The sequence below is a fragment of the Bradyrhizobium sp. CCBAU 53421 genome (genome assembly GCF_015291625.1).
Lineage (GTDB): Bacteria > Pseudomonadota > Alphaproteobacteria > Rhizobiales > Xanthobacteraceae > Bradyrhizobium.
Map to the genome: position 1 here is coordinate 1060799 of NZ_CP030047.1, position 26474 is coordinate 1087272.

The 26474-nt window shown below is 64.5% G+C and carries 29 protein-coding genes; 21 read left to right on the plus strand and 8 right to left on the minus strand.

Going from position 1 to position 26474, the window contains the following annotated elements:
* Positions 1–4: 4 nt before the first annotated feature.
* The 4 genes from XH92_RS04825 to XH92_RS04840 form a co-directional block, all read right to left on the minus strand.
* Positions 5–1489 (minus strand): type II and III secretion system protein family protein, encoded by a 1485-nt coding sequence (locus XH92_RS04825; protein ID WP_194458219.1) that lies wholly within the window; start codon positions 1487–1489, stop codon positions 5–7.
* 2 nt (positions 1490–1491) lie between these two features.
* Positions 1492–2289, minus strand: coding sequence for a Flp pilus assembly protein CpaB (gene cpaB, locus XH92_RS04830; protein WP_194458220.1), 798 nt, complete (start codon positions 2287–2289; stop codon positions 1492–1494).
* Between the two features lie 127 nt (positions 2290–2416).
* Entirely contained in the window at positions 2417–2941 is a 525-nt protein-coding gene (locus XH92_RS04835) for a prepilin peptidase (protein WP_194458221.1), read from the minus strand.
* Between the two features lie 170 nt (positions 2942–3111).
* The gene (locus tag XH92_RS04840; RefSeq protein ID WP_050422174.1) at positions 3112–3276 is read right to left on the minus strand and encodes a Flp family type IVb pilin; all 165 of its coding nucleotides are present in this window, start codon (positions 3274–3276) and stop codon (positions 3112–3114) included.
* Between the two features lie 278 nt (positions 3277–3554).
* On the opposite strand from XH92_RS04840, the gene XH92_RS04845 reads away from it, so the two are divergent.
* Together XH92_RS04845 and XH92_RS04850 are read left to right on the plus strand one after the other, a co-directional pair.
* On the plus strand, positions 3555–4385 hold the full coding sequence (locus XH92_RS04845) for a sterol desaturase family protein (protein WP_194458222.1): 831 nt from the start codon (positions 3555–3557) through the stop codon (positions 4383–4385).
* A 24-nt stretch (positions 4386–4409) separates the two neighbouring features.
* Positions 4410–5855: a hypothetical protein gene (locus tag XH92_RS04850; protein ID WP_194458223.1), complete on the plus strand. Its 1446-nt coding sequence runs from the start codon at positions 4410–4412 to the stop codon at positions 5853–5855.
* Between the two features lie 25 nt (positions 5856–5880).
* Here the strand turns inward: XH92_RS04850 and XH92_RS04855 are convergent, their stop codons facing one another.
* Positions 5881–7365, minus strand: a complete 1485-nt coding sequence (locus tag XH92_RS04855) for a phosphatase PAP2 family protein (protein ID WP_246788249.1) — start codon at positions 7363–7365, stop codon at positions 5881–5883.
* Between XH92_RS04855 and XH92_RS04860 the strand changes: the two genes are divergently transcribed.
* From XH92_RS04860 to XH92_RS04870, 3 genes are all read left to right on the plus strand, one after another.
* Positions 7297–7737 (plus strand): pilus assembly protein N-terminal domain-containing protein, encoded by a 441-nt coding sequence (locus XH92_RS04860; protein WP_246788252.1) that lies wholly within the window; start codon positions 7297–7299, stop codon positions 7735–7737. The genes XH92_RS04855 and XH92_RS04860 overlap by 69 nt on opposite strands.
* Before the next feature lie 192 nt (positions 7738–7929).
* The gene (locus XH92_RS04865) at positions 7930–8487 is read left to right on the plus strand and encodes a TadE/TadG family type IV pilus assembly protein (RefSeq protein WP_194458226.1); all 558 of its coding nucleotides are present in this window, start codon (positions 7930–7932) and stop codon (positions 8485–8487) included.
* Positions 8488–8495: 8 nt separating this feature from the next.
* The gene (locus XH92_RS04870; protein ID WP_246788254.1) at positions 8496–9125 is read left to right on the plus strand and encodes a TadE/TadG family type IV pilus assembly protein; all 630 of its coding nucleotides are present in this window, start codon (positions 8496–8498) and stop codon (positions 9123–9125) included.
* A 205-nt stretch (positions 9126–9330) separates the two neighbouring features.
* Here the strand turns inward: XH92_RS04870 and XH92_RS04875 are convergent, their stop codons facing one another.
* The 3 genes from XH92_RS04875 to XH92_RS04885 form a co-directional block, all read right to left on the minus strand.
* On the minus strand, positions 9331–9543 hold the full coding sequence (locus XH92_RS04875; RefSeq protein WP_016842648.1) for a cold-shock protein: 213 nt from the start codon (positions 9541–9543) through the stop codon (positions 9331–9333).
* Positions 9544–9810: 267 nt separating this feature from the next.
* A complete protein-coding gene (gene infA, locus XH92_RS04880; protein ID WP_016842649.1) occupies positions 9811–10104 on the minus strand; it encodes a translation initiation factor IF-1 in 294 nt (97 codons plus the stop codon).
* A gap of 24 nt (positions 10105–10128) precedes the next feature.
* The gene (locus XH92_RS04885; RefSeq protein ID WP_194458228.1) at positions 10129–11553 is read right to left on the minus strand and encodes a DEAD/DEAH box helicase; all 1425 of its coding nucleotides are present in this window, start codon (positions 11551–11553) and stop codon (positions 10129–10131) included.
* 531 nt (positions 11554–12084) lie between these two features.
* On the opposite strand from XH92_RS04885, the gene urtA reads away from it, so the two are divergent.
* The 16 genes from urtA to XH92_RS04965 all read left to right on the plus strand — a co-directional run bounded on the left by urtA (position 12085) and on the right by XH92_RS04965 (position 26469).
* The gene (gene urtA, locus XH92_RS04890) at positions 12085–13413 is read left to right on the plus strand and encodes an urea ABC transporter substrate-binding protein (RefSeq protein ID WP_050405361.1); all 1329 of its coding nucleotides are present in this window, start codon (positions 12085–12087) and stop codon (positions 13411–13413) included.
* Between the two features lie 114 nt (positions 13414–13527).
* On the plus strand, positions 13528–15123 hold the full coding sequence (urtB, locus tag XH92_RS04895; RefSeq protein ID WP_194461114.1) for an urea ABC transporter permease subunit UrtB: 1596 nt from the start codon (positions 13528–13530) through the stop codon (positions 15121–15123).
* Positions 15120–16289, plus strand: a complete 1170-nt coding sequence (gene urtC, locus XH92_RS04900) for an urea ABC transporter permease subunit UrtC (RefSeq protein ID WP_194458229.1) — start codon at positions 15120–15122, stop codon at positions 16287–16289. Before urtB ends, urtC begins: the two co-directional genes overlap by 4 nt.
* Before the next feature lie 4 nt (positions 16290–16293).
* Entirely contained in the window at positions 16294–17055 is a 762-nt protein-coding gene (gene urtD, locus XH92_RS04905) for an urea ABC transporter ATP-binding protein UrtD (RefSeq protein ID WP_194458230.1), read from the plus strand.
* Positions 17056–17058: 3 nt separating this feature from the next.
* Positions 17059–17754, plus strand: coding sequence for an urea ABC transporter ATP-binding subunit UrtE (gene urtE, locus XH92_RS04910; protein WP_029077744.1), 696 nt, complete (start codon positions 17059–17061; stop codon positions 17752–17754).
* Positions 17755–17804: 50 nt separating this feature from the next.
* Complete coding sequence (locus tag XH92_RS04915) at positions 17805–18641, plus strand: urease accessory protein UreD (RefSeq protein WP_194458231.1); 837 nt, start codon at positions 17805–17807, stop codon at positions 18639–18641.
* A gap of 27 nt (positions 18642–18668) precedes the next feature.
* Positions 18669–18971, plus strand: a complete 303-nt coding sequence (locus tag XH92_RS04920) for an urease subunit gamma (protein WP_028334687.1) — start codon at positions 18669–18671, stop codon at positions 18969–18971.
* A 9-nt stretch (positions 18972–18980) separates the two neighbouring features.
* A complete protein-coding gene (locus XH92_RS04925) occupies positions 18981–19286 on the plus strand; it encodes an urease subunit beta (RefSeq protein ID WP_016847280.1) in 306 nt (101 codons plus the stop codon).
* Positions 19287–19291: 5 nt separating this feature from the next.
* Complete coding sequence (locus XH92_RS04930) at positions 19292–19846, plus strand: HD domain-containing protein (RefSeq protein ID WP_194458232.1); 555 nt, start codon at positions 19292–19294, stop codon at positions 19844–19846.
* Between the two features lies 1 nt (position 19847).
* The gene (gene ureC, locus XH92_RS04935; RefSeq protein WP_194458233.1) at positions 19848–21563 is read left to right on the plus strand and encodes an urease subunit alpha; all 1716 of its coding nucleotides are present in this window, start codon (positions 19848–19850) and stop codon (positions 21561–21563) included.
* A gap of 48 nt (positions 21564–21611) precedes the next feature.
* The gene (locus XH92_RS04940; RefSeq protein ID WP_016847277.1) at positions 21612–21911 is read left to right on the plus strand and encodes a putative quinol monooxygenase; all 300 of its coding nucleotides are present in this window, start codon (positions 21612–21614) and stop codon (positions 21909–21911) included.
* Between the two features lie 24 nt (positions 21912–21935).
* Positions 21936–22235 carry a putative quinol monooxygenase gene (locus XH92_RS04945; RefSeq protein WP_092118991.1) on the plus strand — a complete coding sequence of 100 codons (300 nt, stop codon included), beginning with the start codon at positions 21936–21938 and terminating at the stop codon, positions 22233–22235.
* A gap of 8 nt (positions 22236–22243) precedes the next feature.
* A complete protein-coding gene (locus XH92_RS04950) occupies positions 22244–22870 on the plus strand; it encodes an urease accessory protein UreE (protein WP_194458234.1) in 627 nt (208 codons plus the stop codon).
* Positions 22851–23588 (plus strand): urease accessory protein UreF, encoded by a 738-nt coding sequence (locus tag XH92_RS04955; RefSeq protein ID WP_194461115.1) that lies wholly within the window; start codon positions 22851–22853, stop codon positions 23586–23588. Before XH92_RS04950 ends, XH92_RS04955 begins: the two co-directional genes overlap by 20 nt.
* A gap of 156 nt (positions 23589–23744) precedes the next feature.
* Complete coding sequence (ureG, locus tag XH92_RS04960; protein ID WP_194458235.1) at positions 23745–24395, plus strand: urease accessory protein UreG; 651 nt, start codon at positions 23745–23747, stop codon at positions 24393–24395.
* Positions 24396–24807: 412 nt separating this feature from the next.
* Positions 24808–26469: an HWE histidine kinase domain-containing protein gene (locus XH92_RS04965; protein ID WP_194458236.1), complete on the plus strand. Its 1662-nt coding sequence runs from the start codon at positions 24808–24810 to the stop codon at positions 26467–26469.
* Positions 26470–26474: the final 5 nt, after the last annotated feature.

The following is a 26474-nucleotide window of genomic DNA, read 5'->3' on the forward strand; positions in this document are numbered from 1 at the left end:
CGCCTCAGTCGGTAATGAAGCCGTAGGTGCCGCGGTAATTCCGCGCCGGCTCGGTGCGGCCGGGCACGCCGTAGATGCGATTGAGGCTGCCGAGCAGGTCGGCCTGCGGATCGGAGGCGTTGGCGAAGCCGTCATCGGGGCGCGACAGGTCCTTCTGCGCCACGGCGCGAACCACATAGGGCGTCACCAGGACCATCAGTTCGGTCTGGTTGTTGACGAAGTCGCGGCTGCGGAACAGCGTGCCGAGCACCGGGAGCGACGCCAGCCCGGGAAGGCCGTTGATCGCCTGCTTGGTCTGGTCCTGGATCAGGCCGGCCATCGCCATCGAGCCGCCCGAGGGAATTTCCAGCGTGGTCTCGGCGCGGCGGGTCTTGATCGACGGGATCGTCGTGCCGCCCGCGCCGCCGGTCAGCGCGTTCTCGGTCGAGACTTCCGACACTTCCGTCATCACGCGCAGGCTGATCCGTCCTTCGGTCAACACCACCGGCGTGAAGTTGAGCGAAATGCCGAATTTCTTGAAGCTGACGGTCTGCACGCAATTCCCGATCGTGCCCGTCGACGAGGTCTGACAGGTCACGCCGGTCGGAATTGGAAACTCGCCGCCGGAGATGAAGGTTGCCGATTCGCCCGAGATCGCGGTCAGGTTCGGTTCGGCGAGCGTCCGCACCACACCGGCGCTTTCCATCGCGCGGATCGTCGCCGACACCGACGATCCGAACGACGTGGTGAGCGCGTTGCCGGCCACCAGCGGCGAGCTGTTCGCGGTGAACGGGTTGCTGTTGGCGAATTTCACCACGGTCGTGCCGTAGTTGAGGTTGGCGGTGAGGTCGATGCCGAGCTGCTTGATCAAGCTGCGCGCGACTTCGGCCACCGTGACTTTCAGCATCACCTGGTCGCGGCCGCGGACCGCGATGGAGTTCACGACCTTGTCGGGGCCGCCGACCAGCCGCTGGGCGATCTCGCCGGCCTGCTGCGCCTCGACCGGGGTCGCCGCGCTGCCGGTCAGCACGACGCCGTCGGCAACACCTTCGATCTGGATATCGGAATTCGGCAGTGCCGCACGCAGCGCGGCGCGCACGCCGTTGAGATCGCGCTTGACCGCGATGTCATAGGCCGCGATCTGCTGACCGGCGGCGTCGAAGAATACGATATTGGTCTGGCCGACCGTCGCGCCGATGATATAGGCGCGTTGCGCCGAGCGGACCACGGCATTGGCGATCTTGGGATCGGCGACCAGCACGTCCTTGATGTCCCTCGGCAGATCGATCACGATCGATTTGCCGACGCCGAGCGAGAGAAAACGGGCGTTCATCTGGCCGCCATCAGACGATGCCGCAGGGGCGGGCGCCGCGCGATAATCGCTCGCCAGCACCGGCGTCAGCGCCGGGTTGAGCGAGAGCGCCGTGACGGCCGAGAACGACAATGCGCGGACCATGAAGGCCCGTATCGTCCGTTGAGTTGCCCCGCCCTTCATCACGTGTGTCCTCATGGTCACTTCTGCATCGTTGCCTGGTTGGCAACGCCAAAGCGGATGACGTTGATCGTCTCACCGCGCTTCTGCCGGTTGTAGTCGTCGGTCCTGGTTTCGGGCGCGTTGTTGTCGGCGATGCTGCGCAGCGCCAGCGACAGGACGCCGCTCTGGCGCGCGCGCGCCAGCGTCTCGGTCTGTTCGGGCTTCAGCTCCAGCGTCACCGTCTTGCCGATCAGTGCGTTGGTGCCGTCCTTTTCCTTCGGAGCCTGGTCGATCGCGAGCACGCGGACGTTGGTCAGGATCACCTCGGAGTTGACGATGTCGGCGCCGTTGCGGTCCGGATTCTTGTCCCGCTTCGACAGCAGGACGTCGACGCGGTCATTCGGCAGGATGAAGCCGCCGGCGCCGGTCTCGGGTGAGATTTCGGTCGATACCGCCCGCATGCCGGTCGGCAGGATCGCGGCCATGAAGCCGCTGCCGTCGGCCTTGACGAGCTTCTGCTCGCGAATCGGTTCGCCCTGGATGAACGGGGCGCGCGCGATCGAGCCGGTGACGTCCTTGATCGCGTCGGCGTTGCTGTCCCTGCGCATGAAGCTGGCGCTGGCGGTTGCCGCCGGCCAGGTCTGCCATTGCAGGTCTTGGGGTTTTACGGCCTGGCCGAGGCCGATGTCGGATTTCGCGACCAGGATGTCGACGGTTGGCAGTTGCGCGACCGGCGGAGGCGGCGCCGGCTTGTCGTCGCTTCCGCTTGCCAAATAGAGCGCCGCAAGGCCGGCGCAGCCTGCAATTGCCAGGACCAGAATGCGGGCCTTATCCATTACGCTTCACTTTCCACATGACGCCGCGACGCTGCCGCCGCCGTGATGGGAGTTGACCAGCTATTCGTCAAAGCATGGTTAATGAGGCGTATCTAAATCGCCTTAACGAGCGGTTACCGCTGCTTTCTCAGCGCATGGCGAAGTGCGCGAGATCAATCGTCTTGATCCAATCGGTCTCGGGATAGATCAGCAGGGCGCCGAGCGCGAGTGCGATGCCGTAGGGAATTCCGGTCTGCTTGTCGTGCAGGCGACTGAGCCAGGCCTGGTTCGCGAGCGGATAGGGCAGCGGCCATTGCCGGAGCTGCAGCAACAGCACCGTCAGCGCGCCGCCGAACAGCGAGGCGAAGACCAGATAGGGGAGCAGATGCTCGAACCCGAACCACAGTCCGGCCGCGGCCGCGACCTTGGCGTCTCCGCCACCGACCCAGCCCATCGCAAACATGCCGAACGCCGCCACCAGGACCACGGCGCCCGCGCCGGCATGGCTGAGGATCTCTTGCACGCCCATCCCGGTCAGCGGTGCCAGGACGAAGAAGCCGGCGGCCAGTGCCAGCGAGATCCGGTTCGGGATCGTCATGGTCAGGAGATCGCTCGCCGCCGCAAACGCCATCAGGGCGGGAAACAGCATCAAGCGTGCGATGTCGAGGATCATGGATTTATGCCGTCAAGCTGGAGCTGCGGTCGAGACCCGACGCTAGCGGCCAATGGTGAACAATCGGGAAAGGCGGCGGTGGCCGCCATCAAGGCGCCGACGGCCTGCCCGCCAAATAGCAAAGGTCCCGGGGTTGCCGGGACCTTTGATGCGAGTTCGTTGGAACCGGCTTACTTCAGCGAACCGGCGATCGTGCTGAAGGTGCCCGACAGCTTGGTGCCGACGCCGTTGACTGCAGCGATGATCGCGATGGCGATACCGGTGGCGATCAGGCCGTATTCGATGGCGGTCGCGCCCGACTCGTCCTTCACGAAGCGCGAAACGAGGTTCTTCATAAGTAACTCCTGTGTACACGTGGCTGGTCGAACTTGGTTTGGTCTCGCCGGCGTTCTCAGCACCGTGACCATTGCGGCACCCTACGGTTCGACAATTTCGGTGCAGTTAATTTGATTGCATAAACACAGCGGGAACCCGCTGTTGTTGGGCACAGTAAATTTGAGATTAAGCGGCCCGCTAAGATTGCAGACTATTGCAGGGGCCGGCTATCGGCCCCTGTTCACGGCTCCTTAAGCGCACATCTGTACCCATGGGGCTTCCGTGAAATGAGGCGGTCATGCCCAGCCTTCCCCTTGAAGTCATCGAGATGATCGGCCAGACGATGATGAAGGTGGTGCCGATCACCATCGCGCTGGCGCTGTTCTTCACGGTGCTCACGCATTTCTGGGCCTGCAATCCCGGCAAGCCGTGGTGGCAGAAGCGTGAGCTCGTCACCGACATCTGCTACTGGTTCTTCGTGCCGGTGTTCGCCCGCGTGCTGCGTATCGGGCTTCTGGTCGTGGGCGCAGCCGTGGTGTTCAACGTTCACGGCGCCGACGATCTGATCGCCTTCTACGAGAACGGGCATGGCCCTCTGGCGCAGCTTCCGCTCTGGCTGCAGTCCATTATCTTCCTCGTCGGCTCCGATTTCATGCTGTACTGGCTGCATCGGATGTTCCACCGCGGCGACTTCTGGAAGTACCACGCCATTCATCACTCCTCCGAGGATCTCGAATGGATCTCGGCGGCACGCTTCCATCCGGTCAATCTCCTGATCGGCACCATCACCGTCGATGTTATCCTGCTGATGGCGGGCATCTCGCCGAACATCATGCTGTGGGTCGGACCGTTCACCACATTCCACTCGGCGTTCGTGCACGCCAACCTGAACTGGACGCTCGGTCCGTTCAAATACGTGATCGCGACGCCGGTGTTTCATCGCTGGCATCACACCGGGCTCGAGGATGGCGGCGACACCAATTTCGCGGGCACGTTTCCGCTCTGGGATATTCTGTTCGGGACGTTCCGGATGCCCGAAGGCAAGCTTCCGGAAGATTACGGGGTCGATGCCGAGCAGGGCGTGCCGTCCGAGATCGGCGGGCAGTTGGCCTATCCGTTCCGGCAATGACGCCGCTGGCCGGCCGGTGCCGTCATGAGCGCTGAGACCGCGACGTTCCCCCGGGCGAAAGCCTCCGTGTTCGCCGAGCTGCCGGCCTGGTTCTGGATGGCGTGCGGCGTCTATGCGCTGCTGCTGTTCGTCGGCGACAGGCTGCTCGCCGATTCCGACACCTATTGGCAGATTGCCGTCGGGCGCTGGATCCTCGACCATCGCACGCTGCCGGCGGTCGACATCTATTCGTTCACCAAGGCCGGCGCACCGTGGGTGTCGTCGTCCTGGCTGGCGCAGGTCCTGTTCGCGAAGGCCTATGATCTTGCCGGGTGGACAGGCCCGGTGGCGCTCGCCGCGGCCTGTGCCGCTGCCAGCTTCGCGCTGCTCACCGCCATCCTCAGCCGCGCATTGCCGACGATCTATGCGAGCCTGATCGCGCTTGCGGCGCTGGTTCTGACCTGCGGGCACCTGCTGGCCCGTCCGCATGTGCTGGTGATGCCCATCATGATCATCTGGGCGAACGGCCTGATGACCGCCAGCGAACGCCGCGAGGCACCCTCGTTCTGGCTGCTGCCGCTGATCGCGCTGTGGGCCAATCTGCACGGCGGCTTCCTGTTTGGGCTGGTGCTGGCCGGCGCATTTGCGCTCGATGCGATGTGGAATGCCCTGCCGGCCCAGAGGCTGGCGCTGGCGCTGCGCTGGGGCGTGTTCGGCATCGGCGCGCTGGCTGCGTGCTGCGTGACGCCCTATGGATGGGGCTCGATCGTTGCCTCGCTGAAGATTCTCGGCCTCGGCGAATTGCTGCATCTGATCGCGGAGTGGCGGCCGGCGACATTCGGCGAGATCGACCCGTTCGGGCTATCCATCCTCGGCCTGCTCGGCGCTGCGCTCTATTGCGGGGCGAGGTTGCCGCTGCCGCGAATCCTGCTGGTGCTGGGCTTGCTGCACATGGCGCTGTCCCATGTCAGAAATCTCGAGCTGCTCGCCCTGCTGATGCCGCTCGCCGTGCTGACGCCGGTCGCAACCCAGTTCGGACTGCGCGCAACGAGCACCGTCCGCCCGAGGGCCGCGCCGGCCGCAATCCTGATCGTCGGGCTTTGCGCCTGGACCTCGGTCGTTGCGGCGCGCCAGGCCATATCGCCACCGCCGAACTATTCGCCGGCCGCCGCCGTCGACGCGATGAAGGCGCGCGGCGTCAAGCGGGTGCTCAACGATCTGCAGTTCGGCGGCTATTTGATCTGGCGTCAGATGCCGGTTTTCATCGACGGGCGTGCCGAGCTCTACGGTGAGACGTTCGGGATGAGCCTGGCCCGCGCGCTTCAGCTGAAGGACGTCAACGGTTTCCTCGATCTGCTCAAGACCCATGACATCGATGCGGTGATGCTCGATCCGACCACACCGGCCTCCAAATTGCTGGATCACATCGGAGGATGGCAGCGCCTCTACGCCGATGACCGCGTGGTCGTTCACGTCCGCGACGCCAGTTGAAGCCGCTGCGCTGCGCGGGCGGCGCTCAAGTCCTGCTGACGGACGGCCTTGCCGAGCGACGAGCCACCAGGATGGCGGCCGTCGTCAGGCCGCCGCCGGCGAGGACGTCAGCGAGGTGATGCCCGCCAACGGGCATCGTCGCGACAATCATCGTCGCATTCACGATGAATACGGGAACGACCAGCCAGCGCGTGTCACGCGCAGCATAAATCGTCATGACGCCGAGCATGGTGTGAAACGACGGAAAGCTGACGATGCCGTCGACCCCCGCCATGTCAACGACCGAGAGCGATCCGTCCCGCAACATCGAGAAGGTTCGTCCGAACGTCCACATGTCGCCGAGCGCCGCAAAGTGCGCGTAGGTGTGTGGGGCGGGATGGAAATAGGCGAACGCGCCCGCAGCCAGGATCAGCCGCATGCCGATGCACAGCGCGACCGCGCTCAGACTGAGCACGGCGATGAATTCCGCGAGCCTGTCGCCGCGCCGTTGCAGGATGAGCCACGCCAGGACCAGCTGGGACATTAGACCGGTGCTTTGGTAGGCCGTCGTCAGCAGCGTCGCGATGAACGAATTCGAATTTGTCGCGGCCACGAAGCTCGGCCAGTCGAAGCCCAGCAGATGATCGACGTTTGCCAGCACGTCGTCCCTGAGCGGCAGCTTCGCCGCTGCGATCAGATAGCTGAGCGTGCTGCCCGCGGTCAGGAGCGCGCTGATCGGCAGCAGCGCGCGCCAGAACAGCTCGGTCATGAACAGGCCGCGCCGCAACAGGACGGCCGGGCGCCGCAGGTCGGCGCCGAGCCGGCTCGAGGCGATGGCGATGAACGCTGCGGCAATCCCGCAATATGCGATGCCTTTCAGGATCGCGATCCAATTCCCGGACGCAAACGAAAGGCCGGAGTTTGGCAGCCAGATCGCGTCGGCAAGCGTGCATGCGAAAATACAGGACCAGGCGATCGCCATGTGACGCTGCGCAGCGTCGCCGAAGTCGCTGAACATGAACCAGCGCGCCGCAGCGTCACGAATCCGGATCGGGTCGACAAGCAGGCCGCGAGCGCCGGAATTGCCGGCGCGCTTTTCGATTCTTGATATCGACGACACGTGCTGTCCCGCGGTTGTGGCCGGCGCAGAACCTGCTTTGGAGACTCTTAAGATTGCTATAAGCGCGCCGCCTTTGCCGACCGGCTGGCCGACGGAATCGAGGGCCGGATGGTCCCGCGCCACGGCTGGCTGATCCGCTCGGGAAGTCGTGACATCCGCGCAATTCGGCGGTCGATCTTTGCTCTTCCTAAATGAATTGCCGTCAGATTTGCCAGCGTCGGGCGCCGGTCCGCAGCGTATCGCCTTTGCCGGCCTGTTAACGTCCCGGGGTAGAGTATGTCGTTTCAGTTCCCGCGTATTTGCGCCGTCACGCGCATTGGATTCATCTCGCTGGCCGCAGCCTTGCTGCTGGGGCCCGCACTGGCAACGGCAGCGCCGGATCCCGACCGGATCGCGGTCAATGTCGATCAAGCCAAGCTCGTCAAGCTGCCCGGCGGCATTGCCACGATCGTGGTCGGCAATCCCCTGATCGCCGACGTCACCCTGCAGAATGGCGGGGTTGTCGTGGTGACCGGCAAGGGGTATGGCGCGACCAATTTCATCGCTCTCGACCGCTCCGGCCAGGTGCTGGTGGATCGCCAGATCCAGGTCGAAGGTCCGACCGATCAGCTCGTCACCGTCTATCGCGGCATCGATCGCGAGACCTATAGCTGCATGCCGGTTTGCCAGCGCCGCATCACCCTCGGCGACGGTGACACCTATTTCAGGGCGACCATGGAACAGGCCGGCACGCTCAACAACCAGGCCACTGGCTCGGGTGGGGCCGCGAAGCCGCAGAACTGACGCGTGTCGCTCCGGCGCTTCACGGGCCGGAGCCTTGCCTGAATGTTGCCTGAGTCTTGGCCGATCGCAGGCCGTTCGTCCGACATGCTTAACAAGGGGCTAACGGATCGGGTCGCTCTGTCTCGATCCGGCGAAATACTTCGACAATGACTCTTGGGTAGTTGTTGCCGCCATGTTGATCCGGGGTCGTTGATGCCGTTGACCGCTCATTCCTTCGCGCGCCTCCTCCGTCGCTTTCGCCGGGACCGCCGCGGTGTAACCGTGGTGGAATTCGCGATGGTCGCGCCGCTGTTCTTCGGATTGCTTTTTGCGATCATCGAAGTGGCAATGATCTTCTTCGCCAGCCAGGTGCTCGAGACGGCGACGCAGGATTCGTCGCGCTTCATCATGACCGGTCAGGCCCAGGGGTTGAGCTATACCCAGGCGCAGTTCAAGGCCTATGTCTGCGGCCGGGTCAACAATACGCTGTTCGACTGCACCAACGGCATCTACGTCGACGTCCGCAGCTATGCGTCTTCGACAGGCTTCAGCAGCGTCAACATCACGCCGATCACCGATCCCACCCAGGTGAAATGGTGTCCCGGCAAGGACGGCGACGTCGTGGTGGTGCGCCTGTTCTACCAATGGCAGCTGTTTGTCACCCAGCTCGGCTTCAACGCCTCGAACCTCCCCAATGGCAAGCGGCTCCTGATCGCGACCGCGACATTCAAGAACGAGCCGTCCGGAACCGCCGGAGCCACCTGTTCATGAGTAAGGTCATGAAAACCCTGCCCGCGGCCTTGCTGCGCTCAGTTGCCGCTCTCGCGCGTGACCGCCGCGGCCTCGCCGCCGTCGAATTTGCCTTCATCATGCCGCTGATGCTGGTGACGTTCTTCGGCACCGTCGAATTTTCATCCGGTGTCGCGGTCGACCGCAAGGTCACGCTGATGGCGCGCGCCGCGTCGGATCTCACCTCGCAGGCGACGCAGGTGGTGGATGCCGACCTGCAGAACTTCTTCAGCGCCAGCGTCGGCATCATGACGCCCTACGATGCGTCGCCGACCAAGGTCACGTTGTCGGAGATCTACGTCGATAATTCCAACATCGCGCACATTCAGTGGAGCAAGGCCGGGACGATCGCCTCGGGGGCGACGCAGGCCACGGTGACGGCCTCGACCCGCAATCAGGGTGACATCGTGACAAGCATCGTTCCGTCGGCGCTGCTGGTTGCGGGCACCTACCTGATCTTCAGCGAGGTGAGCTACAAATACGTTCCGTCGGTCGGTTATGTGATGGCCAAGGCCGGCATCACCCTCAGCGACGTTGCCTTTACGCGGCCGCGGCAGTCGGTTTGCGTGTTTTATGCCCCGACGTCCGCCACCATGCCGACGACCTGCTCGACCTACTAGGGCCGTTTTCGAGCGAAGTGGTTCGCGTGAAGAAAACGCGTCAAAGCAAGAATTCAAAGCTTTGGTTCTGATTCAATCAGAACCAAAAATGCTCGAAGCCGCGCCGGCAGAGGCGCGATCAAGACAAAAAGGGCCGCACCCGAAGGTGCGGCCCTTGATGCTTTGACGACAATTTCCTGGAGCTGCGCGCTCCCTGGAAATCGGCTTATCCGGCGGCGCGCAGATTGTCGGCCGAGGATTTGCCGGAACGGCGGTCAGCCACGATCTCGTAGGAGATCTTCTGGCCTTCACGCAGAGTGCCAAGGCCGGCGCGCTCGACTGCACTGATGTGCACGAACACGTCGTTCCCGCCTTCATCCGGCTGGATGAAGCCGTAGCCCTTGGTCGCGTTAAACCACTTCACGGTTCCCATGCTCACGTGGGTAGTCCCTTCTCAGATATACAAGTTCAAGACCCGCCGGTTGGCGGGGTGGTGAGATCGAATTTTTGGAAGGGTCGTCAGCGTCTGAACCGGCTGTACCGGTATTGGCTAATGTCGTCCGGCCGAAAATCGATGGGTAGGATATTATTCGATAGAAGGCTTCAAAACAATCCTGACGTGCGCGATTTTTTGGCCGGCGCAGCCGCCGGCCATTTGTTGCGCAGGACATCAGGACGTCATGCGCGCAACGGTTGCAATTCCGATCTATCGGCGACGGAACTGGCCGCCGCGCTGCGCGCCGCCCCGCGGCGGACCGCCGGGCGCGCCGCTCGGACGCTCGTCCTTGTGCCGGAAAATCAGGCGGCCCTTTTCGAGATCGTAGGGTGACATTTCGATCGTAACGCGGTCGCCGGCCAGCGTCTTGATGCGGTTTTTCTTCATCTTGCCGGCGGTGTAAGCGACGATCTCGTGTCCGGCATCGAGTTGCACCCGGTAACGAGCGTCGGGGAGGATTTCGGTCACCAGTCCTTCGAACTGGATCAGCTCTTCCTTAGCCATATGGTTCTCCAGATCGAGCGACGGCTAGTGCTTCGGTCGGTTGTTGCGGTTGTGTTGCGGATTCGGCCGGCTCTCGCGATGCAAGAAGGCGACGCCCTGGATGCCTTCGCTGCTGCCGGCCTGCGACGGACGCGGCGACTCGCCCCGGCTCGTCTGCGGCGCGCCATTATTACCACCCCGACGGCGGCGGCGGCGAGGGCCTTTTGCGCCCGGAGCGGCCTCGTTCCCACGGACATTATGCGCGCGCGGTGCAGAGCGGCCGCCACGGTGGGGGTGGGTAGCCTGCGCGGTCGCAGCCGCGGCCTCGCGGCTGCCCTGTTGAGTACGGCGGTCTTCCCGGGGCACGGTGATCCGGATCAGCCGCTCGATATCGCGCAAATAGCCCATCTCCTCGGCGCCTGATATCAGCGAGATCGCGACCCCGTCGGCGCCGGCACGCGCGGTGCGGCCGATGCGGTGGACGTAGGTTTCGGGGATGTTGGGCAGGTCGAAGTTCACGACATGGCTGACGCCGTCGACGTCGATGCCGCGGGCGGCGATATCGGTCGCCACCAGGGTGCGGATCTCGCCGGAACGGAACGCCGCCAGGGTGCGCTCGCGGTGGTTCTGCGACTTGTTGCCATGGATCGCATTGGCCTCGATGCCGGCCTTGGCGAGGCTCTTCACCACCTTGTCGGCGCCGTGCTTGGTGCGGGTGAACACCAGGGCACGATTGACCGGCTCCTGCTTCAGCAGCTGGGCGAGCACGGCCGGCTTGGCCGCAAAATCGACCTGAATCGCGCGCTGGGCGATGCGATCCACCGTCGAGGCCACCGGGGTCACCGCCACGCGGGCCGGGTCGCGCAGCATCGCCTCGGCGAGCTCGGCGATGTCCTTGGGCATGGTGGCCGAGAAGAACAGCGTCTGGCGCCGGATCGGCAGTTTGGCGACGATTTTTCGGATGTCGTTGATGAAGCCCATGTCGAGCATGCGGTCGGCTTCATCGAGCACCAGGAACTCGACCTGGTTGAGCTTCAGTCCGTTGCTCTGCACGAGATCGAGCAGGCGGCCGGGGGTGGCGACCAGCACCTCGACGCCCTGCATCACGGCGCGGACCTGGCGGCCCATCGGTACGCCGCCGATGGCGAGCGCCGAGGACAGCCGGATGTGGCGGCCATAGGTGTTGAAGCTGTCGAGGATCTGCCCGGACAGTTCGCGGGTGGGCGAGAGCACCAGCACGCGGCAGCTCTTGGGCTGCGGGCGGACGCGGTTCTCGAGCAGCCGGTGCAGGATCGGCAGCGCGAAGGACGCGGTCTTGCCGGTTCCGGTCTGGGCGATGCCGACGACGTCGCGGCCGGCGAGTGCGAGCGGGATGGTCTGGGCCTGGATGGGGGTCGGCGTGAGATAATTTTCTTCTCGAAGCGCGCGGGCGATGGGATCGGCGAGGCCGAAATCCTGAAAGGAGGTCAAAAGGTGGTTCTTTCCATAAAAGCCGTCATCGTCCCGGCCCATATCGGCCGGAATCGCATGAAGGCATTCGGGGACACCCGCGTGTCTGGGGCGTCAAGCTGGGTTAGCTGAAAGGCGAGCCAGAAGCCGCTTGGGGCAGCTTGAACACGCAGCTCGCGAAGGCACCGCGATGTCGCGGGCATGGCGAGGATATGGACCAGGAACTGGGCGGATTCAAGATGATATCGCCGGGATTGGTGCCCGGAATGCGCCGAACCATCGCGCAGACTGTCACAAATCTGTGCCGGAAATTTAGCCAAGAAGGCAATTTTGCCTACAAAATAGACTGATTGCTCTTTCAGCAGTCAAGTTTGCGGCTCAATGATTGGGCAGTCGTCTTCCGTATTTGCCCGGAACTCGTGAAATTATCCAGTCGGTTCATCGGCTTACGGTGCCCACGCACCGTGGCACAGTTCTTGCGATTCCCTTAACCGCAGGCGGCCAAGCGGCCGTTCGCAAGCGTTCACGCCTGCGTCAGGGAGACGACATTTCATGCTTACTCAGCTTACTCACAAGATAACGACGATGACCCGCCGCCGCGCGCTCGCGGCGACGGCCGGCCTGGTTTTGGGCCTGGCTGCGTCCTCGCCGTTCGCGCCCGCCCAAGCGGCCGACGACACCATCAAGGTTGGCATCCTGCACTCGCTGTCGGGCACCATGGCCATCAGCGAAACCACGCTGAAGGACACGATCCTTTTCCTGATCGACGAGCAGAACAAGAAGGGCGGCGTACTCGGCAAGAAGCTCGAGGCCGTCGTGGTCGACCCCGCCTCGAACTGGCCGCTGTTCGCCGAGAAGGCGCGCGAGCTGATCACCAAGGACAAGGTTGCGGTCGTGTTCGGCTGCTGGACCTCGGTGTCGCGCAAGTCCGTGCTCCCGGTGTTCAAGGAGCTCAACAACATCCTGTTCTACCCGGTGCAGTATGAGGGCGAGGAGTCCGAGCGCAACGTGTTCTACACGGGCGCTGCGCCGAACCAGCAGGCGATCCCCGCCGTCGACTATCTGATGAAGGAAGAGAAGGTGAAGCGCTGGGTGCTGGCCGGCACCGACTACGTCTATCCGCGCACCACCAACAAGATCCTGGAAGCCTATCTGAAGTCGAAGGGCGTCGCCCAGGACGACATCATGATCAACTACACGCCGTTCGGTCACTCCGATTGGCAGACGATCGTGGCCGACATCAAGAAGTTCGGCTCGGCCGGCAAGAAGACCGCCGTGGTCTCCACCATCAACGGCGACGCCAACGTTCCGTTCTACAAGGAGCTCGGCAACCAGGGCATCAAGGCGACCGACATTCCGGTGGTCGCGTTCTCGGTCGGCGAAGAAGAGCTCGCCGGCATCGACACCAAGCCGCTGCTCGGCCATCTCGCCGCCTGGAACTACTTCGAGTCGATCAAGACCCCGGCGAACGAGAAGTTCATCAAGGAGTGGCAGGCCTACACCAAGAATCCGAAGCGCGTGACCAACGACCCGATGGAAGCGCACTACATCGGCTTCAACATGTGGGTGAAGGCGGTCGAGAAGGTGAAGTCGACCGATCCGGACAAGGTGATCGACGCGCTTCCCGGCACCGAGGCGCCGAACCTGACCGGCGGCACCTCGAAGATGCTGCCGAACCACCACATCACCAAGCCGGTGTTCATCGGCGAGATCAAGGGCAACGGACAGTTCGACGTGGTCTGGAAGACCCCGGGCCTGGTGGCCGGCGACGCCTGGTCGAAGGAGCTCGAGGGCTCCAAGGACCTGATCGGCGATTGGGTCGGCAAGAAGTGCGGCAACTACAACACCAAGACCAACAAGTGCGGTGGCCAGGGCTCCTGATCGGGCACTCCTGACCTAACGACACAACACAACCATCCAAGAACCTGGAGAAGGCGGCATGCTCGTCGCCTTCTCCTCCACTCCTGCCGGGGTACTGACGTGTTTGCCAATTGTATTGATCGCTTTCGCGCGCTTTGTCTCTCGATCCTGCTGCTGAGCTGCCTTGCTGTGCCGGCGCTGGCCGGCCCGTTCGAGGATTCGGTCGCCAAATTCGCCAATGACGAGTTCTCCGACACTGAAGCTGCGATCGGCGAGGTTGCCGCATCGGGCAACGCGCTGGCATCGCCGATCATCAGCGCGCTGCAGGACGGCCGGCTTTCGGCGGATCCCGACAGCAAGAAGGTCTTCATCACGCAGGCCGACGGCAAGATCGTCGACGCCACCACCGGCGCTGCCGTCGACAAGCTGCCTGACAACGCCGCCGCCGTTCGCCTCAACAACCGCCTGCGCCGCACCGTAGAGGCCGCGCTCGGCGGCCTGACGCTGCTGTCGCCGGATCCGGCCAAGCGGCTGGCGGCTGCGCAATCGGTGTTCAAGAGCCACGAGGAGAACCTGCTGCCGACGGTCGAGGGCGCGCTCGCCAAGGAGAGCGTCAAGTCGATCAAGCAGGCGTTCGCCGAGGCGCGCGCCGCCATCATCCTGTTCAAGTCGGATGCATCCGACGTCGACAAGCTCGACGCCGTCGCCGTGGTCAAGGCGCGTGGCGACCAGGAGGCGCTGGCGCTGCTCACCGGCCTTGGCGACCAGCCGCCGCTGGTCACCAAGGCGGCGGCGGCCGCGGTGACCTCGATCCAGAGCAATCTTGCGATGTGGTCGATGGTGCAGAACGCCTGGTACGGCTTGTCGCTCGGCTCGGTGCTGCTGCTCGCGGCGATCGGGCTTGCCATCACCTTCGGCGTGATGGGCGTCATCAATATGGCGCACGGCGAGATGGTGATGCTCGGGGCCTACACCACCTTCGTGGTGCAGGAGGTGATCCGCACCCGCTATCCCGCGTTGTTCGACTATTCGCTGCTGATCGCGGTGCCGCTCGCCTTCCTGGTTGCCGGCTTCATCGGCGTCCTGATCGAGCGCACCATCATCCGCTTCCTCTACGGCCGTCCGCTGGAAACGCTGCTCGCGACCTGGGGCCTGTCGCTGGTGCTGCAGCAGGCGGTGCGCACCGCATTCGGCCCGACCAACCGCGAGGTCGGCAACCCCTCGTGGATGAGCGGCGCCTTCGAGCTCGGCCAGATCACTATCACCTATAACCGGCTCTGGATCCTCTGCTTCACGCTCGCGGTGTTCGCCATCCTGCTCGCGATGCTGCGCTACACCGCGCTCGGGCTCGAGATGCGCGCGGTGACGCAGAACCGCCGCATGGCGGCCTCGATGGGGATCGCCACCTCGCGCGTCGACGCGTTGACCTTCGGGCTCGGCTCGGGGATCGCCGGCATCGCCGGCGTGGCGCTGTCGCAGATCGACAATGTCAGCCCGAATCTTGGCCAGAGCTACATCATCGACAGCTTCATGGTCGTGGTGTTCGGCGGCGTCGGCAATCTGTGGGGCACGCTGGTCGGCGCCTTCACGCTCGGCATCGCCAACAAGTTCCTCGAGCCGGTGGCAGGTGCCGTGCTCGGCAAGATCGCGATCCTGGTGCTGATCATCCTGTTCATCCAGAAGCGGCCGCGCGGCCTGTTCGCGCTCAAGGGCCGGGCGGTGGAAGCATGACGCCGCACATCCTCACCCGTTCGCTCGACCGCGCGGCGACCGCGTTCGTCCTGATCGTCGCCGCGGTCGGGGTGCTGATCCCATTGTCGAACCTGCTGCTGCCGCAGGGCTCGATGTTCCAGGTGCCGACCTATCTGGTGGCGCTGTGGGGCAAATATGTCTGCTACGCCATCCTCGCGCTCTCGATCGACCTGATCTGGGGTTATTGCGGCATCCTTTCGCTCGGCCACGGCGCGTTCTTCGCGCTCGGCGGCTACGCGATGGGCATGTACCTGATGCGGCAGATCGGCAGCCGCGGAGTTTACGGCAACCCCGTTCTGCCCGACTTCATGGTGTTCCTGAACTGGGACAAGCTGCCCTGGTACTGGTACGGCTTCGATAAATTCGCCTTCGCGGCGCTCATGGTGCTGCTGGTGCCCGGCCTGCTCGCTTTTTGCTTCGGCTGGCTCGCCTTCCGCTCGCGCGTCACCGGCGTGTACCTGTCGATCATCACGCAGGCGATGACCTATGCGCTGCTGCTCGGCTTCTTCCGCAACGATTTCGGCTTCGGCGGCAACAACGGCCTGACCGACTTCAAGGACATCCTCGGCTTCAACGTGCAGGCCGAGGGCACCCGTGCCGTGCTGTTCCTGCTGAGTTGCCTCGCGCTGATCATCGCCTTCCTGATCTGCCGCGCGATCGTGACCTCGAAGCTCGGCAAGGTCCTGATCGCGGTGCGCGACGCCGAGAGCCGCACCCGCTTCCTCGGGTACCGCGTCGAATCCTACAAGCTGTTCGTGTTCACGCTGTCGGCCTGCATGGCCGGTGTCGCCGGCGCGCTCTACGTGCCGCAGGTCGGCATCATCAATCCGAGCGAGTTCGCGCCCGGCAATTCGATCGAGGCGGTGATCTGGGTCGCGGTCGGCGGCCGCGGCACGCTGGTCGGCGCCGCGCTCGGCGCCGTCGTGGTCAACTACGCCAAGACGTTCTTCACGTCGGGACCGCTCGCGCCGTACTGGCTGTTCATGCTGGGCGCACTGTTCATCCTGGTCACGCTGCTGTTGCCGAAGGGCATTGTCGGCACCTTCAACAGCTGGTGGGAGCCGATCAGGGCGGGGCGCAACTCGCCTGACGCGGAGAGTGCCGCGCGCGAAGACGGTGTCGGCGCACCGAACCTGGCGGAGTAGGCAGATGAACGTCATGGATACCCGTGCCACCTCGGCCATGCTCTATCTCGACGGCGTGCACGTCTCGTTCGACGGCTTTCACGCCATCAACAATCTGTCGCTGACGCTCGCGCCCGGCGAGATGCGCGCCATCATCGGGCCGAACGGGGCCGGCAAGACCACGATGATGGACATCATCACCGGCAAGACCAAGCCGGACGAGGGCACCGTGCTGTTCGACGGCACCGTCGACCTGACCCGGCTCGACGAGACCCGCATCGCCGAGCTCGGCATTGGTCGCAAATTCCAGAAGCCGACGGTGTTCGAGAGCCAGACCGTGCAGGACAATCTGCTGCTCGCGCTCAATGTCGACCATTCCGTGCGCGGCACGCTGTTCTGGCGCGGCAGCAAGGCGGAGTCCGAACGCATCGACAAGGTGCTGGAGACCATCCGCCTGACCGATGCGCGCAACCGCCTCGCCGGCAGCCTGTCGCACGGCCAGAAGCAGTGGCTCGAGATCGGCATGCTGCTGGCGCAGGACCCCAAGGTGCTGCTGGTCGACGAGCCGGTCGCCGGGATGACCGATGTCGAGACCCATCTGACCGCGGAGCTTTTGAAAGAGATCAACAGGAACCACACCATCATGGTGGTCGAGCACGACATGACCTTTGTGCGCGAGCTCGGGGTCAAGGTGACCTGCCTGCACGAAGGCACGGTGCTCGCCGAAGGTTCGATCGACCAGGTGTCGTCGAACGAGCGGGTGGTCGAAGTGTATCTGGGACGCTAGGCGATGCTGAAGATCGACAACATCAATCTCTACTACGGCGCTGCGCAGGCGCTGCGTGGGGTGTCGCTGACCGCGGAGCCCGGCAAGGTCACCTGCGTGCTCGGCCGCAACGGCGTCGGCAAGACCTCGCTGCTGCGCGCCATGGTCGGCCAGTATCCGATCGCCTCCGGCGCGATCAATTTCGACGGCAAGGACATCACCGCGCTAAAGCCCTATGAGCGGGCGCGGCGCGGCATCGGCTTCGTGCCGCAGGGCCGCGAGATCTTCCCGCTGCTGACGGTGGAGGAAAACCTCAAGACCGGCTTCGGCCCGCTGAAGCGCGAGGACCGCAACATCCCCGATGACGTGTTCTCGCTGTTCCCGGTGCTGCAGACCATGCTGGGCCGCCGCGGCGGCGACCTCTCCGGCGGCCAGCAGCAGCAGCTCGCGATCGGCCGCGCGCTGGTGATGCGGCCGAAGCTCCTGCTGCTCGACGAGCCGACCGAAGGCATCCAGCCCTCGATCATCAAGGACATCGGCCGCGCCATCTCCTATCTGCGCAACCTCGGCAACATCGCAATCGTGCTGGTCGAACAATATCTCGACTTTGCCTGCGAACTCGGCGACAGTTTTGCCGTGATGGACCGGGGCGCGGTGAAATATGCTTGTGACCGCGCGAACCTCGATCCCGCCGAGATCAGCCGCCAGATGGCGCTGTGAAGATGATGTGACGCCGCCTTTCGCGGCGCGCGCAAGGGAGCATTGGGGGAATGCGGACCGGGATCGCAAGCGCGGCAGCGGCGACGTTTGCGGCAAACCGTGCCCAGGGTGCGGTCCGGTTCGGCGTGCATCGCAAGGATGGCGCGACCCGCCGCGGCGATCTCCATGAATCCGGCTCCCTGCGCGTGCGCTTCCCTTCACCAGAGGATGAGGGCCTGTCGGCGATGTTCGTCAACACCGCCGGCGGCATTGCCGGTGGGGACCGCTTCGAGATCGCGATCGCAGCCGGCGAGGGCGCCCGCCTGACGCTGACCACGGCGGCGGCAGAAAAGGTCTATCGCGCGCCGGCAGCGGCGGCGCGGATCGATATCGCGCTCAAGGTCGCTGATGGCGCGCATCTGTCCTGGTTGCCGCAGGAGACCATCCTGTTCGACCGCGCCCGGATTCATCGCAGCTTCGACATCGACCTCGCCGAGGGGGCCTCGCTCTTGCTCTGCGAGATCGTGGTGTTCGGCCGCGCCGCGATGGGCGAGACCATGCGCCATGGCGAATTCGTCGACCGCTGGCGGATGCGCCGTGGCGGCCGGCTGGTGTTTGCCGAGACCATCAGGCTCGACGGCGAGATCGGCGAGAAGCTGGCACGTCCTGCGATCGCAAATGGCGGCTGTGCGATCGGCACGGCGCTGATCGTGCCGGGCGACGAGGCGCTCGTCGAACGCATCCGCGAAGCGTCGGACAGCTTTGGCGGTGAGGTCGGCCTCTCCGCCTGGAATGGCTTTGCAACGGCGCGCTTCTGTGCCCAAGATGCGGCCCGGTTGCGCGCCGACATGATGGCGGTGCTCGGCCGCGCGTCCATCGTCCCGCTGCCGCGGTTATGGCTCAACTAATCCTTTCAGAACGATCAGAGTGCTCGCATGAATTTGTCTCCCCGCGAAAAGGACAAGCTCCTGGTTTCGATGGCGGCCATGGTGGCCCGCCGCCGGCTCGAGCGTGGCGTCAAGCTGAACCATCCCGAAGCGGTGGCGCTGATCACCGATTTCATCGTCGAGGGCGCACGCGACGGCCGCACCGTCGCCGAGTTGATGCAGGCCGGCGCCAAGGTCCTGACCCGCGCGCAGGTGATGGATGGCATCCCGGAGATGATCCATGACATCCAGGTCGAGGCGACATTCCCCGACGGCACCAAGCTCGTCACCGTGCACGAGCCGATCCGATAGGAGCCTGACATGATCCCCGGCGAACTCTTCATCAAGGACGGCGAGATCGAGCTCAATGCCGGCCGCAAGACCGTGACGCTCTCGGTCGCGAACACCGGTGACCGCCCGATCCAGGTCGGCTCGCACTACCACTTCTTCGAGACCAACCCGGCGCTGAAATTCGACCGCAAGAAAGCCCGCGGCATGCGCCTCGACATCGCTGCCGGCACCGCCGTCCGCTTCGAGCCCGGCCAGACCCGCGACGTCCAGCTCGTCGCACTCGCCGGCAAGCGCGTGATCCACGGCTTCCGCGCCGAGGTAAAGGGGAAGCTTTAGATCCGATGCTCCCCGCGCTCCGCATGGTTTCCGAAGCTGCCGAGCTTGCCGCGCGTCGCCACAACGGGATGGCGCGCAAGGGGCGGGGAAACGAGCCGTACATCAACCATCTCGCCGAGGTTGCCAACCTGCTTGCGCAGGTCACCGATGGCACCGATGCCGAACTGGTGGCGGCCGGCTGGCTGCACGACACGATCGAGGACACCGAGACGACGCGCGAGGAGCTCGCCGGGAAATTCAGCGAACGCGTTGCCTCCCTGGTGGTCGAATGCACTGACGACATGAGCCTGCCGAAGGCCGTGCGCCGGCAGAAGCAGATCGAGGACGCTCCGCACAAATCGCCCGATGCAAAACTGATCAAGACCGCCGACAAGGTCAGCAATATCGGCGCGCGGATTGTGCCGCATCCAGACAAGGACGAGCGCGACGACCTCGCCGACTATGCCGCCTGGGCCGACAAGGTCGTTGCCGGGTGCCGGGGCATCAATCCGCGGCTCGACCGCATTTTCGACGACACCATTGCGCGCGCCAGGGCCGCGCTGGCTGAAACTGGGGGCTGACATGTCCGTGAAGATCAAGCGTTCCGTCTATGCCGACATGTTCGGTCCGACCACCGGCGACAAGGTGCGGCTTGCCGACACCGATCTGATCATCGAGGTCGAGAAGGACCTCACCACCTATGGCGAGGAGGTGAAGTTCGGCGGCGGCAAGGTGATCCGCGACGGCATGGGGCAGTCGCAGGTGACCAACGCGCAGGGCGCGGCCGATACCGTCATCACCAATGCGCTGATCGTCGATCACTGGGGCATCGTGAAGGCCGACGTCGCGATCAAGGAGGGCATGATCGCCGCGATCGGCAAGGCCGGCAATCCGGACATCCAGCCGGGCGTCACCATCGTGATCGGCCCCGGCACCGACGTGATCGCGGGCGAGGGCAAGATCCTCACCGCGGGCGGATTCGACAGCCACATCCACTTCATCTGCCCGCAGCAGATCGAGCACGCGCTGATGAGTGGCGTCACCTCGATGCTGGGCGGCGGCACCGGCCCCTCGCACGGTACCTTCGCCACCACCTGCACGCCGGGCCCGTGGCACATGGGGCGGATGATCCAGTCGTTCGACGCCTTCCCGGTCAATCTCGGCATCTCGGGCAAGGGCAACGCCTCGCGTCCGGCGGCGCTGGTCGAGATGATCAAGGGCGGAGCCTGCGCGCTGAAGCTGCACGAGGATTGGGGCACCACGCCGTCGGCGATCGACACCTGTCTCTCCGTTGCCGACGACTACGACGTCCAGGTGATGCTGCACTCGGACACGCTGAACGAATCCGGCTTCGTCGAGGACACGGTGAAGGCGTTCAAGGGCCGCACCATCCATGCCTTCCACACCGAAGGCGCCGGCGGCGGCCACGCGCCCGACATCATCAAGATTGCCGGCCTGAAGAACGTGCTGCCGTCCTCGACCAATCCGACAAGGCCGTTCACCCGCAACACCATCGACGAGCATCTCGACATGCTGATGGTTTGCCATCACCTTGATCCGTCGATCGCCGAAGACCTCGCCTTCGCCGAGAGCCGGATCCGCAAGGAGACCATCGCGGCGGAGGACATCCTGCACGATCTCGGCGCACTCTCGATGATGTCGTCGGACTCTCAGGCCATGGGCCGGTTGGGCGAGGTCATCATCCGCACCTGGCAGACCGCCGACAAGATGAAGAAGCAGCGCGGCGCGCTGCCGCAGGACAAGGGCAACGACAACGACAATTTCCGCGTCAAGCGTTACATCGCCAAATACACCATCAACCCCGCGATCGCGCATGGCGTGTCGAAGCTGATCGGTTCGGTCGAGAAGGGCAAAATGGCCGATCTCGTGCTGTGGTCGCCGGCGTTCTTCGGCGTCAAGCCGGATTGCATCATCAAGGGCGGCTCGATCGTGGCAGCTCCGATGGGCGATCCCAACGCCTCGATCCCGACACCGCAGCCGGTGCACTACCAGCCGATGTTCGCCGCCTTCGGCAAGTCGCTGACCGCGTCCTCGGTGGTGTTCACCTCGAAGGCCGCGGCGAGCGGCGGTCTCGCCCGCAAGCTCGGCATCAGCAAAAAGCTCTACGCGGTGCAGAATACCCGCGGAAAAATCTCCAAGAAGAGCATGATCCACAACGACGCGACGCCCGAGATCGAGGTCGATCCGGAGACCTATGAGGTACGCGCAGACGGCGAGCTCCTGACCTGCGCGCCGGCCGAGGTCCTGCCCATGGCACAGCGCTATTTTATGTTCTAAAACCCTTCCCGGTATCTCACTCAGAAAAGAAAACCGGGAGGAATTTCCGTGATTTACGTCGTTGCTACGCTGACCATCAAGCCCGAGACCCGCGCCGAATTCATCGCTGCGGCGACGGCATGCATCAAGGAAACCCGCAAGGAGCCCGGCAACATCGCCTACGATCTGCACGAGAGCGTCACCGACCACAGCAAGATGGTGTTCGTCGAGCAGTGGGAGAACGCCGACGCGCTGGTGCCGCATCGCACCGCCGAGCACATGAAGACGTTCGGCCGGGTCGCCGTGAAGTGCATGGCCGCGCCGCCGAAGATCGAGGTGATCACGCCCGAGAAGGTCGACGTCCGCTAATAAAAACAAGATCGGAGCAACACCATGATCTATGTGATCGCCACCACGCCGATGAAGCCGGAGAACAAGGACGACTTCATCAGGGGACACAAGGCGTGCATCGCCGAGACCCACAAGGAGAAGGGCTGCCTCTCCTACGAGGGCCATGTCAGCGTCAACGATCCCAATCTGTATGTGGTGGTCGAGCGCTGGGAAACCCGCGACGATTTGACCGCGCACAGCAAGGCGCCGCATATGAAGGTGTGGCGCGAATATTCCGCCGAGATGAAGACCGGCCCGACGGTGATCGAGATCATCAGCGACGCCAAGGTTCAGAAGCTCTGAGGCAATCGATGATCCGCGCAACCAAGGTCCTTGGACAGCATCGCTGGACGGAAGCGGCAGCCGACACCGTCGTGCTCGATTTCGACGACCGGCACCGGCGGCGGATGGCGATGACGGGGACGCGCGGGCTCGAATTCCTGCTCGATCTCGAAAACGCCATCGCCTTGCGCGGCGGCGACGCGCTGGTGCTGGAGGACGGCCGCCTCGTCGAGGTGGTCGCAGCTCCGGAGCCGCTCGCGGAAATCCGCGGCAGCGACCCGCATCATCTGATCCGGGTCGCCTGGCATCTCGGCAACCGCCATCTGCCGACGCAGATCATGCCGAAGGGCCTGCGCATTCGCAGGGACCACGTGATCGAGGCGATGGTGAAGGGGTTAGGAGCCCGTATCATCGAGATCGAAGCGCCGTTCGATCCCGAGGGCGGTGCCTATGCCGAGCACGCGCACGCCGAGGCGCACGCGCATGCCCATACCGGGCACGATCATGCCCATAGCCATGCGCACGATCACGGTCACCACCACGATCATGGCCATAATCATGATCACGGGCATGACCACGACCATCACCATCATGATGAGCATTGCGAGCATGCTCATCATCACCACGACCACTCCCATGCTCATGACCACAAATGAGCCGGATCCCGCTGCGGTGCGCGGCGGGATGGCGGAGGACGAGGCGGCCGCGCTGTACCGGTTGATGACGTGGCTGTCGCCGTCCTTCCCGGTCGGGGCGTTCGCCTATTCCAGCGGTATCGAATGGGCGGTCGAGGCCGGCGACATCACCGATGCAGCGTCGCTGCGCGACTGGCTCGCGGCGATGCTCACCGACGGCAGCGGATTTTGCGACGCCGTGTTTCTCGCGCACAGCCATCGCGCGGCGTCGGAGCCCGGCCATGCCGGGCTGAAGGAGATTGCTGAACTGGCCGCGGCCTTCGTGCCGTCGCGCGAGCGGCAGCTCGAGACCACGACGCAGGGGCGCGCCTTCATCGAGATCGCCCGTGCGGCCTGGAATTCGCCCGATCTCGACGCGATGATCGCAGCCTGCGACGGTCCGATCGTCTATCCGGTCGCGGTCGGCATCGTCAGCGCCGCGCACGGCATCCGGCTTGCGCCGTCGCTGCATGCCTTCCTGCATGCCGTGCTCTCCAACTGGATTTCCGCGGGCGCCCGGCTGATCCCGCTCGGGCAGACCGACAGCCAGCGCGTGCTGGCCGATCTCGAGCCGGTCGTTGCCGCGACCGCGGCGCGGGCCGACACGGCTTCGCTCGACGATCTCGGCAGCGCGACCTTTCGGGCCGACCTCGCCAGCCTGCGTCACGAGACGCAATACACGAGGCTGTTCCGGTCATGATGCGCCCTCCGCTGTCGTCCCCGCGAAAGCGGGGACCCATAACCACCGGCTTTGGTGGTTGCGCGAGGCTGGGGCCCCAGATGGTTGCAGCAATTGAATTCGGTGGTTATGGGTCCCGGCTTTCGCCGGGACGACGATAGCGGAGGCACTCTACATATGCCCACTTCTCATGGCCCGTTGCGCGTCGGCGTCGGCGGTCCGGTCGGCTCCGGCAAGACCGCGCTGATGGATCTGCTCTGCAAGTCGATGCGCGAGCGCTACGACATCGCCGCGATCACCAACGACATCTACACCAAATGGGATGCCGAATTCCTGGTGCGCTCCGGCTCGCTGACACCGGACCGCATCGCCGGCGTCGAGACCGGCGGCTGCCCGCACACCGCGATCCGCGAGGACGCCTCGATGAATCTCGCCGCGGTCGCCGACATGCGGGCGAAATTCCCCGATCTCGATCTGGTGCTGATCGAGTCCGGCGGCGACAATCTGGCGGCGACCTTCTCGCCGGAATTGGCCGATCTCACGATCTACGTCATCGACGTCGCCGCCGGCGACAAGATCCCCTCCAAGGGAGGCCCTGGCATCACGCGATCCGACCTTCTGGTGATCAACAAGATCGACCTCGCGCCCCATGTCGGTGCGTCGCTCGAGAAGATGGACACCGACGCAAGGCGGATGCGCGGCGAGCGGCCCTTCGTGATGACCAATCTCAAGAAGAGCGACGGCCTCGACCGCATCATCAGCTTCATCGAGACCAAGGGCGGCCTTCGGTCGCAGGGCCCGGGCAAGGCGGGTACGAAGGCGGGCTAGTCGTTAATCATTGTGGCAGACCACTAGTACGATCGCTCTCCCGTCATCCTGAGGAGCCGCGAAGCGGCGTCTCGAAGGATCGACGGCCACCAGCCGGGCCGTTCACCCTTCGAGACGCGCTTCGCGCTCCTCAGGGTGACGGTGAATGAGAGGGGGCGCGCACCCGCCGCAAAAAAGCTGCGCAATCGCCGGAACAATTTCCAACTTTGACGATTAGCAACCTTTGGCGCCGCCAAAGACCGCCGGGTGGCGTCGTCGTTAATGTTGCCGACCGGCTCCTGTTGCGTACCGATGATCGCTATTCCATATTCCGTTGCGGCTGGCGTTCATCACACCCTGATTTGTCGCCGCCCCCGCAGAAGCCAGATGCCTACAGTCCCCTTTCGCCACCCCCTGATTGCCGAGTAAGCGTGTGGTTCGACTGGGCTTCATCGTTGCATTGATTGCGCTGATCGGAGTTCTGCTCTCCGGTCTTGCCGCCTATCGGGTGCATGATCAGGAGCTCGCGATCGACGGTATCGCGCTGGCGCGGGCGATCGACGTCCATGCCAGCCTGGTGCAGGACCGCCTGACCGAGCGCGAGCTGCTGGCGCGGGTGGCCTCGGGGCTGTTCCGGACACCGTCGATGGTGAAGGCCAACATGCTGCAGCCGCTGCGCTCGGCGATCTACGCCTTCAAGACCGACTTCGTCGTCGCTGCCTGGATCGCGCGGCTCAAGCCGAACGAGCTGACCGCGGCCGAGGCGGAGCTGAAGGCCGCCGGCTTCACCAATCCCTCGATCCGCGATTTCGACGACCAGGCGCTCGACATCAAGGCGCTCGACAAGCCGATCAACGTGCTGATGGACGTCGAGCCGCGCAATCCGGAGACCCTGAGCATCCCGGGCCGCGCCTTCGACCGCCACTCGGTGGTCGGTCCGATGCTGGCGCGGGCGATGGCCAACGCCAAGCCCGTGGCCTCGGACCCAGTGCCGCTGCTGCGGCAGAACGGTCCGGTCGGGGTCGTGCTCGCCGCGCCGGTGTTCCAGGAGGGCGCGTCCGAGCCGGCCGGCTTCATCACGTTCTCGTATGAACTGTCGTCGCTCATGCTGACCAACGACGATTCCTCTCTGTTCGCGGTGGCGTTGAAGGACCCGCGGGATTCCAACGACGAGTTCACCGCCAACGAGCAGGGCATCGTCACCTCGCGCGCGGTGCGCCAGGACGGCCCGCTGCCGTCGATGGTCCGCACCGTGACGTTCGGCGGCCGCGACTGGTCGCTCGACTATTACGCCAAGAGCAATGCCACGGTGCGTGCGCAGCAGACCGCGACCATCGTCGCCGCGATCGGCCTCGCGCTGACCGGCATTGTCTGCGGCCTGTTCGGCTACGTCGCCTACAACAACCTTCGCCTCAGCCGCGAGATCGAGGTCCGGATCGGCTTCGAGCGCCGGCTCACCGCTGTCATCGACGAGCTCAACCATCGGGTCAAGAACATCCTCGCGGTGATCCAGTCGATCGTGACGCGCACGCTGCGGCACGGTGCGGACATCGACGTCGCGCGCGAATTGTTGATCGGGCGCATTCACGCGATGTCGAACGTCGTCACGCTGCTCAGCGAGAGCCAGTGGCAGGGCGTCAAGCTGAAGGGCCTGTTCGAATCGCGCGCGATTCCGCATGCTGACCGGATTGCCGTGAACGGTCCCGATATCACCGTCAGCGCCCGCGCCGCGCAATCGCTGTCGCTGTTGTTCTTCGAGCTCGCCTCGCATTCCGACGAAGGGCTGTCGCTGGTCGGCAAGCATCCGCACATCGTCGCGAACTGGGAGGTCGCCGGCGAAGATGCGGACGCGGTCTTCCATTTCCGCTGGGAGGAGTTCAACACCAGCCAGGCGACGCGGCGCGCCGATAGCGACTTCGGCCTGATCCTGCTCGACCGCGTCGCGCCGGAGGCGCTCGGCGGCACCGCCAAGCGCTACTTCACCGACGTCTCCTATGTCTACGAGCTCACCGCGCCGATGGACACCGTCGTCGACATGACCGAGCGCGACCGCACCGAGCAGTTCTCCGCGCCGGTCCGTCCCGCGAAGAAGTAGGGCGG